We start from the raw sequence: 17,767 nt of genomic DNA, 5'->3' as shown, positions 1-17,767 counted from the left end.
TGTCCCGCCTGCGGGGGCGGTCGGCTCGAGGAGAACCGCGGTAGACGCGCGATGGCGAGCGCGGGAGCCGCGATCAAGGAGATCGCCCGTCGCACCGGACGGCCGATGAGTCCCGAGCAAGGTTCAGTCCTGCACGGCAGCAGCCGGCAGGCGAGCGACAGCGCGTGTGGATACCACGGTGCCGGAAGGTGTTTGTGCCTTCAGCGGCCTTCGTTCTAGAGTTGTTGCGGCGCGCGGAGGCATCGAGACGATGCAAGTCACTTGGCTGGTGGATGCGCTGTGCCTCGTCCACGATGCCGCCGGCAACTGGCAAGGTCGCACATGCAGCCTTGAGCTGCGCCACGGCCGCATCGCGGCGCTGCACGACTCGCCGCCCCAGCACGCACCCGGCGAGGTGGTCCTTGCCGCGCGCGGCATGCTGTGCGTCCCCGGGCTGGTCAACGCCCATACGCATTCGCCCGACAACCTGATCCGCGGGACCGCCCCGGATCTGCCGCTCGAGCTCTGGTCCCTGCATTCCAGTGCGGGGCGCGAGCGGCGGAGCCCGCGAGAAGTGTATCTCGCGGCCCTTCTCGGCTGCGTGGAGATGCTGCGCGCCGGCGCGACCACCGTCCTGGACCATATCCGCTTCTCGCCCGCCATGGCGCCGGAGACGATGGATGCCGTGGCGCAGGCCTATCGCGATGCGGGCATGCGCGCGGTGATCGCACCAGTGATGGCCGATCGCGCCGTGGCCGATACCATGCCGCTGACCGAGGACGACCTGGACGGCGCCGACATCGCCGCCTACGGCCATCGCCCCGCCATGCCGGCGGCCGAGCAGATCGCGCTCCTGGAAGCGTTCATCCGCGACTGGCACGGGCACGAGGCAAGGCTCTCCGTCGCGCCGGGTCCCTCCGCCCCGCAACGCTGTTCCGACGCGCTGCTGTGCGCGGCCGGGGAGCTTGCGGCGCGGCACGGGCTGGCGCTGCACATGCACCTGTTGGAGACCAGGCCGCAGCGGGAGCTTTGCCTCAGCCTCTACGGCCGCGGCGCGGTGGCGCATCTGAATGGGCTCGGCCTGCTCGGGCCGCGCTCGAGCTTCGCCCATGCGCTCTGGTTGGAGCCGGGAGATGCCGAGCTGATGGCGGAAGCCGGTGCCGCCGTGGTGCACAACCCCGTCTCCAATGCGCGGCTGGGCAGCGGCGTCTTCGGTCTTCGTCGCATGCGCGATGTCGGGTTGCGACTGGCGCTCGGCACGGACAGCGCATGCTGCAATGACAGCAACAACCTCATCGAGACGATGAAGGCCGCGACCCTGCTCTCGCGGCAGAAATCGCCGATGCCGGAGGCGTGGGTCTCGCCGGGTGAGGTGCTGGCAATGGCCACGGCGGGTGGCGCGGATGTGCTCGGCCTGGGCGCGGTCACCGGTCGCATCGCCCCGGGCATGGCGGCGGATCTGACGCTGTTGCGTCTGGCGTCGCCTGCCTTCTCGCCGCTGCTGGATCCGGTGCGGCAACTCGTCCTTGGCGAGAGCGGTGCCGCGGTGGACACGGTGCTGGTCGCGGGCCGCGCGGTGCTGCGCCATGGCCGCTGCACCACGCTCGACGAAGGCGCGATCTGGGCCGAGGCCCAGGCGCTGGCGGAAAAGCGCCTGCGCGACAATGCCGGCGTGCTGGCCGATGCGGCGGCGCTCGAACGCCCCATCCGCCGCATGTATGCGCGTCTGCATCGGGGATGCTGCGCGTGAGCGGGTGGACAAGCCAGCCGCGCCATTTCTTCCAGCACCTGCTGCGGGAAGTGGACGCGATCGGGCTCGATCCGGCCGCCGTGGTCGAGGAGGTCGCGGCGATGGGTGCGACCGGCACGATCTGCATGGGCGGCGGCTTCTCCGCATGGTACCCGACCGGGATCGACGCGCAGCCGCGCAACCCGCATCTGCAGGGCGACGTGCTGGGCGGCATCGTGCAGGCCGCGCGGCGCCGCGGCATCCGTGTGCTGGCGCGGATGGACATCAGCAAGGGCAGGCCCGAGCTTGCGGCCCGGCATCCCGACTGGTTCGTCCATCGCCCCGACGGCAGCCTCGCCACAGTGTGGGAGATGCCGCAGATCTGCGCCACCGGCCCCTTCTGGCGCGAGCAGAACCCGGCGATCCTGGCGGAGATCCTGGCCCGCTATCCGGTGGACGGCTTCTTCTACAACTACCTCCACGTGCCCCGCTGCTGGTGCGCGCGCTGCCGCCACCTGGTTCGGGAGGCCACCGGCGGCGACGTCCCGCCGCCCGGCACGCGCAGTCCCGCGCATGAAGGCTGGCGGCGCCGGTTCCTCGCCGAGGCGGTCCGCGGCATGGCGGAACTGATCCGCGCATTGCGGCCGGATGCGGTGCTGGTGCCCTATCACCATGTGCGCGACGGCTGGGACATGCGCGCGATGGCGGAAGCCTCCGGCATGGTGAGTTCGCAGATCTCCAACCCGGAACTGCCGAACCCGGTGGACCCGCAGCCGATCTGGAACCATTGGGCGGCCGAGGAGGCGCTGCTGGCGCGAGCGGTGAAGCCGCAGGCGGCGTCGCTGCTGATCCAGACAGCATCGGGATTCTTCGCCAGCCGCCAGACCGCCATGCCCGCGGCGCGCATGCTACGGAACATGGCGCAGGCCGCGGCGCATGGCGCCGGGACCTGCCCAGCGGTGAACGGCCGCGTCGCGACGCAGGACGATCCGCGTGCCGTGCCGGTGATGGCTGGCTTCGGGCGTTGGCGCGCCGGCGTGGAGGATTGGTACCGCGACCTGCGCTCCGTCGCGCGCATCGCGATGGTCCGCTCGGAGGACAGCGTGCTGTGGGGCGAGGATGCCGGCCGGCCGGCCGGCGACCCGGCGGGCGAGGGACACCTGGCGGAGTATCGCGGCCTTTACGAGGCGCTGACGCAGCTTCGTCATCCGCTTGACATCCTGCCGGCCGATGGCCTGACACCGGCCGCGCTGGCGCGCTACGCGCTGGTGGTGTTGCCCGCTGTCTGCTGCCTGTCGGATGCGGACGCCGCAGCGCTCGACGCCTTCGTCGCCGCCGGTGGCGCGCTGCTCGTCACCGGCGACACCGGCGCCTGCGATGCGGATGGACACGCGCGTGCATCGCCGGCGCTGCGCTGCCTGCCGGCGCTGCCTGGCGCGGCGCGGAATGTCGCGGGCGCCTATTTCGCGCTCGGCTCGGCGCGCCTGCGCGAAGCGTTCTGTGGCGCGCCGCATCTCGGCGCCGCCGGCCGCTTCTGGTCGCCCGACCTGCCGGATACCGAGGCCGATCTGCGCCTGATCGGCCCCTTCGCCAACAACGCGCCGGAGTTCACCAGCGTGGGGAGGCCGGGCACGCTGCCGGGCCTGCTGCGCCGAGGGCGGGCCAGCTGGCTGCCCTGGCAGCCGGGCGCCCTGTTCCATCGCCACGCCATCCTCGACTACCGCCGCCTGATCGGGCTGGTGGTGGAGGGCCTCGTCGGGCCGCCGCCGATCCGCAGCGACGCGCCGGGTGCGGTGGAGACCATCCTGTATGCGTCTCCGCGCGGCCATCTGCTGCATCTCATCAACAACGCCGCCCCGCAGGGGGCGGGGCTGTCGGAGCTCGTGCCGCTGGCCGGCTTCACCCTGCACCTGGGCTGGCCGGTGGCCGCCGCCATTCGCCTCGACGGCGACACAGCCCCCCTGGCCTTGACGCGGGACGGCGATGAAACTGTCATATCGCTGACCCGGCTAGGCGGATTTGCGGCGATCGCGCTGCTCGCCGAGGCGCCAGGGACTCCAACAACACCGTCAGAGGGGCTTCCGACATGAAGCGTCGAGATTTCGCGCCGTTGCTGGGAAGTGGCCTTGCGGCCTCCATGCTCGCCCCGGGCAGCCGCGTGGCGGCGCAGGCCCAGGGCCGCACGCTTGTCATCGCGCAACAGAACGACGCGCTGACCATGGACCCGGCGCGCCATTCGGCCTTCCCCACGGCCAACGTCATGTTCGCCATCTACGACGGCCTCGTCACGATGGACGAGAAGGGCGAATTCAAGCCGGCACTCGCCCTGTCCTGGTCCAACCCGGACCCGACGACCTGGCGCTTCGTGCTGCGGCAGGGCGTGAAGTTCCACAACGGCCAGGACTTCGACGCAAACGCGGTCAAGTTCACCTTCGACCGTGCGCTGAACCCGGAATTCCGCGCGCCCTACCGCTCGCGCATCGCCGCCATCCGCAGCGTGCAGGTGGTGGACCGCCATACGGTGGACTTCAAGACCGCCGCGCCTTTCCCCACCATGCTGTTCTCGCTCTACGAAGCCTCCTTCGCGGCAATGATCGTTCCGCCCGGCGAGGCCGCCGAGAAGCTGGCCGCGACGCCGGTCGGTACCGGCCCCTTCCGGTTCGTCGAATGGCGACGCGACGACCGCGTGGTGCTGGAGGCGAACCCGGACTACTGGGGCGGCAGGCCTGCGATGGACCGCGTGATCTTCCGCCCGATCCGCGAGCCGCGCACGCGAATCGCAGAGTTGCGCAGCGGCGGGGCGCATATCGTCGCGGACATCACGCCGGAAGACATGCCGGGCCTGCAGGGTGGAAGCACCAAGGTCGCGAACATCGCCAGCGAGTTCCTCTATTTCTTCCATTTCGACACCACCCGCGACACGCCGTTGAAGGACAGGCGCGTGCGCCAGGCGATCAACCACGCGATCGACGTGGACGCGATCCAGCGCGCGCTGCTCGGCGGCCTCGGGCAGCGCATCGCGACGGTGCTGCCGACCGACGCCTTCGCCTACGACCCGGCCTGGAAGCCCTATCCCTATGACCCCGCGCGTGCGCGCGCGCTGCTCGCCGAGGCCGGCTACGCCGACGGCTTCACCATTCCGCTGACCTCGCGCCGCGGCCGGTATCTCAAGGATTTCGAGATCATGGAGGCGTCGATCGGTTATCTTCGCCGGGTCGGCATCCGCGTGAACGCGAACTACCTGGAGCCCGGCGTCTGGGCGCAGGTGTCGGAGCGCAAGGGGCGCGAGGGGCTGATCTTCGGCGGCTGGAGCGGGCGCGATCCGGACCTGGTGTGGTATCCGCTGCTGGTGACCGGCCAGTACCAGAGCTACTACAGCAACCCGCAGCTGGATGCGCTGCTGCAGCAGGGCCGCTCCACCATCGACCCCGCGGAGCGCCGCCGCATCTATGCCCAGGCACGCGAGATCATCCACGAGGACGCGCCGTTCCTGCCGATGCTGCAGCCGCCGCTGCTGTACGGTCTGGCCGCGAACCTCGACTGGGCGCCGCGCACCGACGGCATGATCAACCTGCGGCAGGCGCGCTTCACCTGAGGATGCACGTCTGACGTGTTGGCCTTCCTGGTCACGCGGCTGCTGCACGCCGTCGGAGTCGTCTTCGGCGTCGCGGTGGCGGTGTTCTTCCTGATCCGGCTCGGCGGCGATCCGACCGCCCTGTTCCTGCCGCCCGAGGCGACGCTGGAGGAGATCCAGCGCGTGCGGCATCTGATGGGCTTCGACCGCCCGCTGCCGCTGCAGTTCCTCGACTTCCTCGGCAACGCCCTGCGCGGCGATTTCGGCCTGTCGCTCCGCTACGAGCAGCCGGCGATGGGTCTGGTGCTGGAGCGACTGCCGGCAACGCTGGAACTGAGTGCAGCCGCGCTGGCGCTCTCGCTGGCGATCGCCGTGCCTCTTGGCATCCTGACGGCCGTCCAGCGGGGACGGGTGGCGGACCGGGCGGGTCTGCTGTTCTCGCTGGTCGGGCAGAGCTTTCCGGTGTTCTGGCTGGCGATCATGCTGATCCTGCTGCTGTCCGAGACGTGGCAATTGCTGCCGCCCTCGGGCCGCGGCGGTTGGCAGAACCTGGTGATGCCGGCGATGGCGCTGGCCGCCTATTCCACCGCGATCATCACGCGGCTCCTGCGCTCCTCGATGATCGAGGTGCTGCAGTCCGACTACATCCGCACCGCGCGATCGAAGGGATTGGCATCGGGCACGGTGATCTTCGTCCACGCGTTGCGCAATGCCGCCATTCCCACGATCACCGTGGTCGGTCTGCAGGTCGGCGCGCTGCTGGGCGGCGCCGTGATCACCGAGGAGATCTTCGCCTGGCCCGGCATCGGGCGTCTGGCGATCCAGTCAATCACCAACCGCGACTTCACCGTCGTTCAGGCCTTCGTCGTGTTCATGGCCGTGCTGATCGTCAGCATCAACCTGCTGGTCGACATCCTCTATGCGCTTCTGGACCCGCGGATCAGGCGGCGCTGAATGGACGTTCTTCGGCGCTTCCTCCGCAGCCTGCCCGCCGCGACTGGTCTGGCGATCGTGCTGGTTGCGCTCGCCGCGGCCATCCTCGGCCCGGCGATTTCGCCGCACGACCCCGATGCGCAGGACATCATGTCCCGCCTGTTGCCGCCACTGTCGCAAGGCGAGGAGGGTGCGCACTGGCTGGGCACCGACGCGCTGGGGCGCGACATCCTCAGTCGCTTGATCGTCGGCGCGCGGGTGTCGATGCTGGTCGGGGTCTCGGCGATGGTGGTTTCGGCCCTGGTCGGCGTCTCCGCGGGTCTCGCCGCAGGCTATGACGACCGGGGCGTCGGCCGCGCGCTCATGGCGGTCGCCGATGTGCAGCTCGCCATTCCCTTCCTCGTCCTGGCGCTTGCCGTCGTGGCAGTGCTCGGGCCGAGCCTGCTGAACCTCATCCTGGTGCTCGGCGTGGCGAACTGGGTGCAGTATGCGCGGGTGGTGCGCGCGGAATGCCTCGTGCTGCGGAACCTGGACTTCGTGCTGGCCGCACAGGCCGCCGGCACGCGGCCCATCCGCATCGTCACGCGTCACCTGCTGCCGAACGTGATGTCCTCCGTCACCGTGATCAGCGGGCTGCTGGTGGCGAAGATGATCCTGTTCGAATCCTCGCTGAGCTTCCTCGGCCTCGGCGTGCCGCCTTCCATCCCGACCTGGGGCGCGATGATCGCGGATGGGCGCAACTACGTGGCGAATGCGTGGTGGGTGGCGGCGATGCCCGGCTTCGCGCTGTTCCTCACTGTGATCGGCATCAATCTGGTTGGTGACCGGCTGCGGGACATGCTGGACCCGCGCCTCTCGCAGGTGGAGAACTGAGCCATGGCCATCGCCTTCGATCCTGCCGCCGGCAGCATCCTGGAGCCCGCGCGCACCTTGCCTGTCTCGCGCGAGGTGGATGTGCTGGTGGTCGGCGGCGGCACCTCCGGCTGCGCGGCGGCCGTCGCCGCGGCGCGCGCCGGAGCGAAGGTGCTGCTGCTGGATCGCTACGGCTTCCTCGGGGGCACCGCGACCGCCGCCATGGTCGGCGTGTTCTGCGGCGTCTACACCTGCGGGCCGGACTCCACGCACCAGCTCCTCGTCGGCGGGATCCCGCACGAGGCGATGCAGCGGCTGGAGCGCATCGGCGCGGGCTACAAGTACCGCCACCGCTTCCAGGTGGACCACGAGATGTTCAAGCTGGTGCTCGACGACTGGCTGCAGGAGGCCGGCGTCGAGTTGCTGCTGCATACCGTGATGTCGGAAGTGCTGATCCGCGACGGCGTGATCCGCGGCGTGGTCGTGGAGCACAAGGGCGGACGGGAAGCGATCCTCGCGCGGCGGGTGATCGACGCCTCGGGCGATGGCGACGTCGCGGCGCTCTGCGGCGCGCCATATGAGAAGAGCGAGGTGATGCAGGCGCCGACCATGGTCTTCTACATGGGCGGCGTGGACATCGAGCGGGCCATGGCCTTCCCCGAGAGCGAGATCCGACGCCTGCTGATCGAGACTCAGCAGCGCGGCGAATTCAGCTTCCCGCGCGTCAGCGGCTCCTTCTCGCCCATCCCTCCGAAGGGCAAGGTGCATGTGAACATGAGCCGCGTGCATGGCGTGGACGGCACCGACCCGTGGAGTCTGACCAATGGCACGCTGGAAGGTCGCCGCCAGGTCGGGTTGTTCGCGAAGTTCCTGCAGAAATACGTGCCGGGGTTTGAGGAGGCGCATGTGGATGCCATCGCTCCCCAGCTCGGCGTGCGGGAGACGCGGCGGATCATGGGCGAATACGTGCTGACGCGCGAGGACGTGCTCGGCGCGCGGCACTTCGACAGCGCGATCTGCCGCAGTTCCTGGCCGATCGAGGACCACACGCCCAACATGGAGACGGTGCGCCTGCATCTGCCGGGCGACGACTACTACCATGTGCCCTATGGCTGCCTGCTGCCGCTGGAGGTGGATGGGCTGCTGCTGGCCGGCCGATGCGTCTCCGCCACGCATGATGGGCAGGCGTCGGTGCGCGTGATGGGGCCGGGCATGGCGATGGGCCAGGCGGCGGGGACCGCGGCGGCGCTGAGCCTCGGAAAGCGCGTCATGCCACGGAAGCTGGATGTGGAGGCGCTGCGTGGCGAGTTGCTGCGCAACGGTGCGCTCATCTGATGCGCAGCGTCCTGCGCAACCTGTTCCTGTGCACCGGCCTGCCGGACGGCTTCATCCCCGATGGCGCCCTGGTGCTGGAGGGCAGCCGCATCGCCTGGGTCGGGCCGGTGGCCGCGATGCCCGAGCAGCCGGAGGGTACTGCGGAACGCGACCTGGGCGGCCGCGTGGTGATCCCCGGCCTGATCAACACCCACGCCCATGGCGGCATGAGCCTGCATCGCGGCTGCTGCGACGAGGGCGACCTGTTCCAATGGGCCGCGGCGCTCGCGCCCACCACCGCGCATCTGACGCTCGAGGACAATCGCTGGGGCAGCGCCATCGCGGTGGCGGAGATGCTGCGCAACGGCGTCACCACCGTCTGCGACTGCACGCGCTTCGGTGCCGGCATCTTCGGCGAAGTGGCGAGCGGGATGGGAATGCGTTCACTGAGCGGCGCGCTGGCGAACTCGCCCAGCCTGCGCAGCGCCGGCCGCCCGAACTGGCCGCTGGCGCTGGAGGAGACGCTTGAGGCAATGCGCGCGCAGTCGGGCAACGGCCTCTGCCGCCACTATCTCGGGGCCCATTCGCCCTACAACTGCACGCCGGAACTGCTGCGCGAGGTGAAGGATGCGGCGGAACGCCACGGCCTGCCCTTCGTCATCCACCTCGCGGAGAACCGGCGCGAGACGGAGATGATCATCGAGCGCCACGGCACCACGCCGCTGCGGCATCTGCACCGGCTCGGCCTGCTCGATCGCAACAGCATCCTCGCCCATTGCGTCTGGCTCGACGAGGAGGAGCTGGACCTGCTTGCAGCCTCCGGCGCGGGCGTGGCGCACAACCCGATCAGCAATGCCAAGCTTGCCAGCGGTATCGCCCCGGTGAAGGCGATGCGCGCGCGCCGCGTGCCGGTGGGCCTCGGCACGGACGGGATGCTGTCGAACAACGCGCAGGACATCTTCGCAGAGATGAAGTTCGGCGTGCTGCTGGCCCGCGCCACCAGCCTGGACGGTTACGCACTGACCGCCGCGGATGCTTTCGCGATGGCCACCATCGAGGGCGCGCGCGTGCTCGGCTGGGACGACGAGATCGGCAGCCTGGAAGCGGGGAAGCAGGCGGACCTCGTGGTCCTGGACCTCGATCATCCGCTTGGACTGACGCCACATCGCGTGCTGTCGGACCTGGTCTTCCGCGCCGGGCCGCAGCATGTGCGCGAGGTCCTGGTCGCCGGCGAAACCGTCTTCGTCGATGGCCGCCTGCTTCGCGTGGACGAAGCCGCGCTGCGCGCCCGCATCTCCCGCCTGTATTGCGAGGCCCTTCCGGCATGAGCGACGCCCCCATCGGCCTGATCACCAGCGCGGCCTCCGAGACGCTGCTGCAGGACCGGCGCGAACATCGCGTGGCGACGCCGTTCGGCGAAGCCTCGATCCTCACCGGCCGCATCGGCGGGCACGAGGCGGCAGTGCTGCTGCGCTACGGTGCCGGCCTCACGCTGCCAAGCCATCGCATCAACTTCCGCGCCAACATCTGGGCGCTGCGCGAACTCGGCGTGCGGGACGTTGTGTCGCAGAACGCCATCGGCTCGGTGAACATGGCGATCCGCCCCGGCGACATCGTGATCAGCGACGATGTGCTGGATCGCACGAAGAACCGGCCCCTCTCGTTGTTCGACGATTGCGAATGCTGGGTGCGCGTGGACATGACCGAGCCCTTCTGCCCGCGGCTGCGCGGCGCGCTGATCGGCGCCGCGTCCCGCCTCAGTGATCGCGTCATCCCGCGCGGCGTCTTCGCCTGCACCGAGGGACCACGCTTCGAGACGCCGGCGGAGATCCGCGCGCTGCGCCTTGAAGGCGCGGATATCGTCGGAACGCCGCTCGTGCCGGAGGTCGTGATGGCGCGCGAGGCCGAGTTGTGCTTCGCCTCCATCGCGCCCGTGATCAACTACGGCGCCGGGATGGCGCCGGCCGTCATCCATTTCGGGCCCGGCAGCATGAACGATGTCTACTACAGCGGCGGGCTGCACGACCTGATTGAGCGGATCCTGATCGAGGCGATGGCCGCGGTCAGGGCCTTGCCGGCCGCCGGGTGCGGTTGCCGGACCGCGCTGAGCGGTGCCTTCCACGGCAGCCCGCCGCCCTGGCTGCGCGACACCAGCCTGGACCGCTGAGCGAGGGGTCCTCGTGGCTTTCACGCATTGTCGTCATGATCCTTCGAAGCGACCCACTCTCGCCCTCGGCGCCGACAGACCGAGATCGCCCGATCGGTTCTGAAGTCGCGCACCAGGGGCGTCCGCGCCGTGGCTCCCACTGTCGCGGCGTGCAACTGCGGCCGCCGCCGCCATCCGGGTGGCGCAAGTAATCCTCCCCCGCTGCTCGCGCCGTGCCGGTCGAGATCAGAGACGAACGAGGAATCTATTGTCGCGGCGAGGAGGCAATGCCAGTGTCCATGCCTGGAGGACGCGGACATCCATGAAGATCAGCGCGGTCGAGCCGTTCCAGGTGCGATGGGGCGAGCCCGGAAAGCAGGGTGCGCGCAGCGCCTTCGTCCGGATCGAAACGGATGACGGGCTGGTGGGGCTCGGGGAAGCCTCGCCCATGGAAGGCGGGCTTGCCTCGCTGGTCATCATCGCGAAGCACATGGCGCCGGTTCTGGCGGGCAAGGACCCGTTCGACCATGCCGTCCTGCTCGACACGCTGTTCCACAAGCTCATCAAGCTCGGGCCCGAAGGCGCCGTCACGGGCGCGCTGGCGGCGCTCGATATCGCGTTATGGGATCTCAAGGGCAAGCGCCTGGGACTTCCGGTCCATAAGCTGCTCGGCGGCGCCTGGCGGACCCAACTCGCCTGCTACGCCTCGATCGGCGGCAATGCCTGGCGCAGCGTAGACGAAGTACTGCGGGTCGTGGAGCGGCGTGTGGCGAAGGAGAAGCCTGCGGCGGTGAAGATCCGCTGGGACGGCGACCGCACGAAGGTGGACGTGGACATCAAGGGCGACATCGCCAAGGCGCGCGCAGTGCGCAAGCTGCTCGGCGACGACTTCGTCATCGGGTTCGACGCCAACAACGGCTACTCGGTCGGTGGCGCCATGCGCGTCGGCCGCGCGCTCGAGGATCTCGGCTACACTTGGTTCGAGGAACCGGTGCAGCACTATCACATCGCCTCCATGGGCGAGGTTGCGCAGCGGCTCGACATCACCGTCTCGGCCGGAGAGCAGACCTACACGCTGCAGGGGCTGAAGGACCTGATCAACGCGGGCGTCCGCATGGTGCAGCCGGACATCGTGAAGATGGGCGGCATCACCGGCATGATGCAGTGCGCGGCGCTGGCGCATGCGCATGGCGTCGAATTCGTGCCGCACCAGACGCAGCCCTCCATAGGGCACCTCGCCAATCTGCACCTGCTCTCGACGGTGATGCACCTGGCCAAGCCGGTCGAGCTTGCGGACAACTGGGAACGCGCGGGCGCCATCTTCGTGAACCCGTCGGAGCCCAAGGACGGGATCTTCACCGTGCCGACGTCGCCTGGCCTCGGGATGGACTTCGACGCCGCGGAGATGGAGCGACGCAAGATCCCGCTCGCCATCTGATCAGGATCAAACGCCGGACCTCACCGGGAAACACGGCGCGCAAGGGGAGAGACGCATGACCACCTCACGACGGGGCCTTCTGGCGCAGGCCTCCGCGCTCGGCGCCGCATCGCTCGGGCTCGGCGCCGCGCAGCCCGCGGAGGCGCAGGCTGGACCGATCACCATCGCGCTCGCCTCGCGCGCGCCCACCGGCCTCAACCCGCAGAAGACCGCGCTGACCGGCGGCGATTCCTGGGCGATCCGGCAGGTCTTCGACACGCTGGTGAAGGCGGAGGACGGCACCTTCGCGGTGCGCCCCGGGGATTTCCGGCCCAGCCTCGCCGAAGCCTGGGAGAGTTCTGCCGACGCCCGCACCTGGACATACCGGCTGCGCCGCGGCGTGCAGTTCCACAAGGGCCAGGGCGAGATGACGTCGGAGGACGTGGCCTTCACCTACGGCCGCCAGCTCGACCCTTCGATCGTCACCAACCAGAAGGCGCTGTTCGCGAATCTGGAGCGCATCGAGGCACCGGACCGCTACACGGTGCGCTTCCACCTGAGGCGTCCCGACCCCCTGTTCAACGGCAGCATGGTGACGACGCTTTCGGCGAACATCCTCTGCAAGAGGGCCTTCGAGGAGCGCGGCGCCGAGCGCTTCAACATGGACCCGATCGGCACCGGCGCCTACCAGGTGGACAGCGTGAGCCCGGCCCAGGGCGTGATGCTCTCCGCTTTCCCGCAGCACTTCGGCGGCGTGGCGGCCAGCCCCTCGCTGCGCATCGCCTTCATCGCCGACACCACGGCGCGCACGCTGGCCTTCGCCTCCGGCCAGGTGGACATGATCGAGGGCGTGCGCCAGCCGGGCTGGATTCCCACCATCCGCCAGCGCGCGCCGCGCACGATCTTCGACGCCACCGCGCCGGGCAGCTTCAATTCGCTGCACCTCAATCTCACGCGCGCGCCGCTGGACGATCTGCGCGTGCGGCAGGCGATCAGGCTGGCGATCAACAACGCGCAGATCGCCGCCGCCTTCTCCGGCCTTTCCGTACCGATGGTCGGCATCATCGCGCCGCAATTTGCCGGTGCAGTGAAGGACGAGGATCTTCCCGCCGAACTGCGCTACGGCCACAACATCGCACGTGCCCGCACCCTGCTGGCCGAAGCCGGGCATCCGAACGGCGTGACCATCCCCTGCTTCACCAGCCAGCGTGAGGACTACGCCTCCATCATGCTGATGATCCAGGAACAGCTGCGCGCGGCCGGCATCAATCTCGACATGCGGATCATCGACCACGCGACGATGCATGCCGAGAACCGGCGCGACCGCAACGCGATGACGCTCTACTCCTCGAGCTTCCCGCCGATCCCCTGGCAGCCCTTCCTGCAGCAGCTTCTGTCGCGCGCGCAGGTCAAGCCCGACGGCCGCGGCGGCGAGAACTACAGCCACTACGGGGTCGCCATGCCCGGCATCGATGCGCAGATCGAGAAGGCGCTGGACGAGCCGGATTTCGACCGGCGCGTCGCCGTCATCCAGGACATCGAGCGCCAGGTGCTGCGCGACCTGCCTCTGCTGGGGATCGTCACCCTCTCCTACGTGATCGCCCGCAACCCGCGCGTGGACCTCGGCTTCCCGGTGGAGTCCGGCTATGCCTACTGGCCGCTGAACCGGGCACGGCGCGTCGCCTGAGGGGCGCCGCATGGCGCGGATGATCGCTGCACGGCTGCTCGACGCCGTGCCGACCGTGCTGCTGGTGCTGACGCTCGTCTTCGTCGCGCTCCGGCTGCTGCCCGGCGATCCGGCGCTGGTTGTGCTGGGCGAATACGCCACGCAGGAGCAGCTCGACCTGTTCCGGCGCGAGATGGGCCTCGATCAGCCTCTGCTCTGGCAGTGGTTCGCCTTCGTCCGCGACATGCTGACGCTCGATTTCGGCGTCTCGATGATCACGCGCGAGCCGGTGGTGCAGCTGATCGGGCAGAACCTGCCCTATACGATCGAGCTCACCCTGGTCGCGACCGGCATGGGGCTGCTGTTCGGCGTGCCGATGGGCGTGCTCGCCGCCGTCCACCGGAACCGCGCGCCCGACAGCGGCGTGCGGGCCTTCTCGCTGATCGGCTACGCCATCCCGGATTTCTATCTCGGCGCGCTGCTGCTGATCGTCTTCGCGCTGAACCTCGGCTGGTTCCCGATCAACGGTGGCGGCGAGGGCTTCTGGGACCGCATGTACCACGTCTTCCTGCCGGCCCTGACGCTCGCCTTCGTCAAGACCGCCTTCCTCGGCCGGCTGACCCGCACCGCGCTGCTGGAGACGCTCGGCAAGGACTATGTGCGCACCGCGCGCGCCAAGGGCGCGCGGGAGAACCGGGTCGTCTACCGCCACGCCCTGCGCAATGCGCTGCTGCCCGTCACCACCGGGCTCGGCCTCAGCCTGCTGGCGACGCTCTCCGGCTCGGTCGCGATCGAGCTGATCTTCAACCGACCCGGCATCGGCGAGTTGCTGATCAGCGCCATCGCCAAGCGCGACTATCCGGTGATCCAGGGCGGCGTGGTGGTCTTCGCCTTCTTCGTCGTCACCGTGAACCTGCTGGTGGACCTGGCCTACATCGTCATCGACCCGCGGATCCGGGCGCAGGCATGAGCAGCGCGCTGGAACCCGCCCAGGACCTGGCGCCGGAGGAGCCGCGCTTCGCGGCGCTGCGGCGGCTGTTCTCGCGCGAGCGTCCGGCGACGCTGGTCGCCAGCGCCGTCGTGCTTGTCTTCGTCGTCGTGGCGCTCGCCGCGCCGTGGCTGGCGCCGCATGATCCGCTGGCGCAGAGCTACCTGCGCATCAACACCTATCCCTCCGCCGAGCACTGGCTCGGCACCGACCAGTTCGGGCGCGACGTGTTCTCCCGCCTGCTCTACGGGGCGCGCAACTCGCTGATCTTCGGCCTGGTCTCCCCGGCGATCGCCGCGGTGGTCGGCACGACGCTCGGCGTTGCGGCGGGCTACTTCGGCGGCGTCATCGACCGCACAGTGAGCCGCCTGATAGACACGCTGCTCGCCTTCCCGGAACTGCTGCTGGCGATCATGGTCTCCGCCGTGCTCGGCGGCGGATTCTGGAACGTGGTGATGGTGATCGCGGTGGCCTTCGTGCCGGGCTTCGCCCGCGTCGCGCGCTCCGCCACGCTGGCCGTGAAGCAGGAGCCCTACATCGAGGCGGCGGTCGCGGTCGGCCTCGGCACGATGAAGACCATCTGGCGCCATGTGCTGCCGAACATCTCCGCGCCGGTCGTCGTGCTGGCGACGCTCTGGGTGGCCTCCGCCATCCGGCTGGAGGCCTCGCTGAGCTTCCTCGGCCTCGGCACCCAGCCGCCCAACCCGAGCTGGGGCAACATCATCCGTGACGGCCTCGGCAACATCTTCGGCTCGCCCTGGCCGATCATCGGCGCGGGCTTCGCGATCACCGTCGTCGTGCTGGCCTTCAACATCCTGGGCGACGCGATGCGCGACCTGCTCGACCCGGAGATCCAATGATGCCCGAACCGCTGCTGGCGGTCCGCGATCTCGTGGTGGACTTCGGCAAGCCGGGGGCGCCCCTGCGCGCCGTGGACGGCGTCGGCTTCGAGGTGGAGGCCGGCGGCGCCGTCGGTCTGGTCGGCGAATCGGGCTCGGGCAAGTCGGTGACCGCGCTCTCCATCCTGCGGCTGATCGGTGCGCCCGGCCGCATCGCCGGCGGCGAGATCCGTCTGCAGGGAGAGGACCTGCTCGCCCTCCCCGCCGCGCAGATGCCGGAGATCCGCGGCCGCGACATCGCGATGATCTTCCAGGAGCCGATGAGCTCGCTCAACCCGCTGATGACCATCGGCGACCAGGTCGGCGAGGCGCTGCTGCTGCATCAGGACCTGGACCGGGCCGCGCGTCGCGCCCGCGTGGTCGAGCTGCTCGGCCTGGTCGGCATCCCCGATCCGGCGTCGCGTCTCGGCGCCTATCCGCACCAGTTCTCGGGCGGCATGCGCCAGCGGGTGATGATCGCAATGGCGCTCGCCTGCCACCCGAAGCTGCTGATCGCCGATGAGCCGACCACCGCGCTCGACGTGACGATCCAGGCCCAGGTGCTGGAGCTGATGAAGCGGATCCGCGACACGACCGGCGCCGCGATCCTGCTGATCTCGCACGACCTCGGCGTCATCGCCGAGATGTGCGAGCGCGTCGTCGTGCTCTACGCCGGCCGCGTGGTGGAGGATGGCGAGGTGCGCGCGATCTTCCATCGTGCCGCACATCCCTACACGCGCGGCCTGCTGCAATCCATCCCACGGCTCGACGACGATCGCCACCGGTTGAGCCAGATTCCAGGCTCGGTGCCCTTGCCCGGCCGGGTCAAGGCGGGTTGTCCCTTCCTCGGCCGCTGCGGGTTGCGCATCGCACGCTGCGCGGAGCAGATGCCCCCGCTGGTCGAGATCGCCGACCGGCATCGGGCGGCCTGCTGGGTGACGGCCGGGGCGCGGGGATGAGGGAGCCACTCATCCGCGTCGAGAACATCGGCAAGACTTTCGACGCGCCGGGGCGCCTGCTCCGGGGCAACAGCGCCGGCGGCGTCCGCGCGGTGGACGGCGTCAGTCTTGCGGTGGACCGGGCCGAGACGGTGGCGGTCGTCGGCGAGTCCGGTTGCGGCAAGTCCACGCTGGGCCGCCTCATCCTGCGGCTCATCGAGCCGTCCGAGGGACGGGTGGTCTTCGAGGGGCGCGACCTTGCGGCGCTCTCCGCACGGGAGATGCGCGAGGTGCGCCGCCAGGCGCAGATGGTGTTCCAGGATCCCTTCGGCTCGCTCTCCCCGCGGCGCACCGTGGCGCAGATCGTCGCAGAGCCGCTCGAGGTCTTCGGCATCGTCCGCGGCCGCCGCGCGATGCGCGACCGCGTCGCCGAGATCCTGACGCAGGTCGGACTGCCCGCCGCCGCCATGGACCGCTTCCCCCGCAGCTTCTCCGGCGGGCAGCGCCAGCGCATCGGCATCGCGCGCGCCATCGCCGCCGGGCCGAGCTTCGTTGTCGCCGACGAGCCGGTCTCCGCGCTCGACGTCTCGGTGCAGGCGCAGATCGTGAACCTGCTGCAGGATCTGCAGGCGGCGCACGGCTTCTCCTACCTGTTTATCGCGCATGATCTCGCGGTGGTGCGCCACATCGCAGATCGCGTCGTGGTGATGTATCTTGGCCGCGTGGTGGAGATCGGGCCCAAGCAGCAGGTCTATCGCGCACCGCATCACCCCTACACGCAGGCGCTGCTCTCCGCCGTGCCGCAACCGGATCCGGACGCGCCGCGCCAGCGCATCGTGCTGGCGGGCGATGTGCCGAGCCCGAGCCGCATTCCCTCCGGCTGCAGCTTCCGCACGCGCTGTCCGCTTGCACAGGAGGTCTGCGCGCGGGAGCGGCCGCCGCTGCGCGCGGTGAAGCCGGGCCATGCGGCTGCGTGCCACTTCGCGGAGCCGAGCCCGCTCAGCGCGGCACCGCCGTCGTCTTCGCCCTGACCATCCCTATGTCGGGCTCAGCGCTGACGGCTGGCGCTTCCCAGGAGAGGACGAGGCCGTGCGAGTTGACCTCGATGTGACGCAGCACGATTGCCGGAGTGGCAAGACATCTGTCGTCGATGTCGAGGTGGGCCTGGTTGGCCGCTCACTTGCTTCACTTCCATGTCCTGAGCGCAGGAATGTGGTCGTGGAGGGCATCTCTCCGGAAGGCCATCTGTCAGTGCGCTGTGAAGGTTCGCAGCCCGAGCCTGCTGTGCCGCGATGACGGCGGGATGCAGTTCGGAGGATCGTGCGTCCTCTTCGGGGTGCCCGCGGGCGACAT

14 protein-coding genes are annotated in these 17,767 nt (G+C 69.7%); all 14 read left to right on the top strand.

The genetic code is table 11. The annotated features are described in order from the left end of the window. Positions 1-250: 250 nt before the first annotated feature. The 14 genes from E4T13_RS17045 to E4T13_RS16980 all read left to right on the top strand — a co-directional run bounded on the left by E4T13_RS17045 (position 251) and on the right by E4T13_RS16980 (position 17,445). Entirely contained in the window at positions 251-1,729 is a 1,479-nt protein-coding gene (locus tag E4T13_RS17045) for an amidohydrolase family protein (RefSeq protein WP_137179485.1), read from the top strand. After that, positions 1,726-3,798: an alpha-amylase family protein gene (locus E4T13_RS17040; protein WP_170985037.1), complete on the top strand. Its 2,073-nt coding sequence runs from the start codon at positions 1,726-1,728 to the stop codon at positions 3,796-3,798. The genes E4T13_RS17045 and E4T13_RS17040 overlap by 4 nt, the downstream gene beginning before the upstream one ends. Then, the gene (locus E4T13_RS17035; protein ID WP_137179483.1) at positions 3,795-5,303 is read left to right on the top strand and encodes an ABC transporter substrate-binding protein; all 1,509 of its coding nucleotides are present in this window, start codon (positions 3,795-3,797) and stop codon (positions 5,301-5,303) included. The genes E4T13_RS17040 and E4T13_RS17035 overlap by 4 nt, the downstream gene beginning before the upstream one ends. A 15-nt stretch (positions 5,304-5,318) precedes the next feature. Beyond that, positions 5,319-6,236, top strand: a complete 918-nt coding sequence (locus tag E4T13_RS30900; protein ID WP_137179482.1) for an ABC transporter permease — start codon at positions 5,319-5,321, stop codon at positions 6,234-6,236. Beyond that, positions 6,237-7,088, top strand: coding sequence for an ABC transporter permease (locus E4T13_RS17025; RefSeq protein ID WP_137179481.1), 852 nt, complete (start codon positions 6,237-6,239; stop codon positions 7,086-7,088). It abuts the gene before it with no gap. 3 nt (positions 7,089-7,091) lie between these two features. Then, a complete protein-coding gene (locus E4T13_RS17020; RefSeq protein WP_137179480.1) occupies positions 7,092-8,402 on the top strand; it encodes an FAD-dependent oxidoreductase in 1,311 nt (436 codons plus the stop codon). Next, positions 8,402-9,709, top strand: coding sequence for an amidohydrolase family protein (locus tag E4T13_RS17015; protein ID WP_137179479.1), 1,308 nt, complete (start codon positions 8,402-8,404; stop codon positions 9,707-9,709). Before E4T13_RS17020 ends, E4T13_RS17015 begins: the two co-directional genes overlap by 1 nt. Next, on the top strand, positions 9,706-10,548 hold the full coding sequence (locus tag E4T13_RS17010; RefSeq protein ID WP_137179478.1) for an MTAP family purine nucleoside phosphorylase: 843 nt from the start codon (positions 9,706-9,708) through the stop codon (positions 10,546-10,548). The genes E4T13_RS17015 and E4T13_RS17010 overlap by 4 nt, the downstream gene beginning before the upstream one ends. Before the next feature lie 301 nt (positions 10,549-10,849). Continuing rightward, a complete protein-coding gene (locus E4T13_RS17005; protein ID WP_137179477.1) occupies positions 10,850-11,965 on the top strand; it encodes a mandelate racemase/muconate lactonizing enzyme family protein in 1,116 nt (371 codons plus the stop codon). 55 nt (positions 11,966-12,020) lie between these two features. Next, on the top strand, positions 12,021-13,631 hold the full coding sequence (locus tag E4T13_RS17000) for an ABC transporter substrate-binding protein (protein WP_137179476.1): 1,611 nt from the start codon (positions 12,021-12,023) through the stop codon (positions 13,629-13,631). Between the two features lie 10 nt (positions 13,632-13,641). Continuing rightward, positions 13,642-14,580 carry an ABC transporter permease gene (locus E4T13_RS16995; protein WP_137179475.1) on the top strand — a complete coding sequence of 313 codons (939 nt, stop codon included), beginning with the start codon at positions 13,642-13,644 and terminating at the stop codon, positions 14,578-14,580. Beyond that, positions 14,577-15,458 carry an ABC transporter permease gene (locus tag E4T13_RS16990; RefSeq protein ID WP_137179474.1) on the top strand — a complete coding sequence of 294 codons (882 nt, stop codon included), beginning with the start codon at positions 14,577-14,579 and terminating at the stop codon, positions 15,456-15,458. Before E4T13_RS16995 ends, E4T13_RS16990 begins: the two co-directional genes overlap by 4 nt. Continuing rightward, a complete protein-coding gene (locus E4T13_RS16985) occupies positions 15,458-16,435 on the top strand; it encodes an ABC transporter ATP-binding protein (RefSeq protein WP_137179473.1) in 978 nt (325 codons plus the stop codon). The genes E4T13_RS16990 and E4T13_RS16985 overlap by 1 nt, the downstream gene beginning before the upstream one ends. After that, a complete protein-coding gene (locus E4T13_RS16980; protein WP_137179472.1) occupies positions 16,432-17,445 on the top strand; it encodes an ABC transporter ATP-binding protein in 1,014 nt (337 codons plus the stop codon). The genes E4T13_RS16985 and E4T13_RS16980 overlap by 4 nt, the downstream gene beginning before the upstream one ends. Positions 17,446-17,767: the final 322 nt, after the last annotated feature.

It is taken from the genome of Roseomonas sp. AR75 (assembly GCF_005222815.1).
GTDB lineage: Bacteria > Pseudomonadota > Alphaproteobacteria > Acetobacterales > Acetobacteraceae > Falsiroseomonas.
This window is presented reverse-complemented; position numbering and strand designations above follow the sequence as displayed.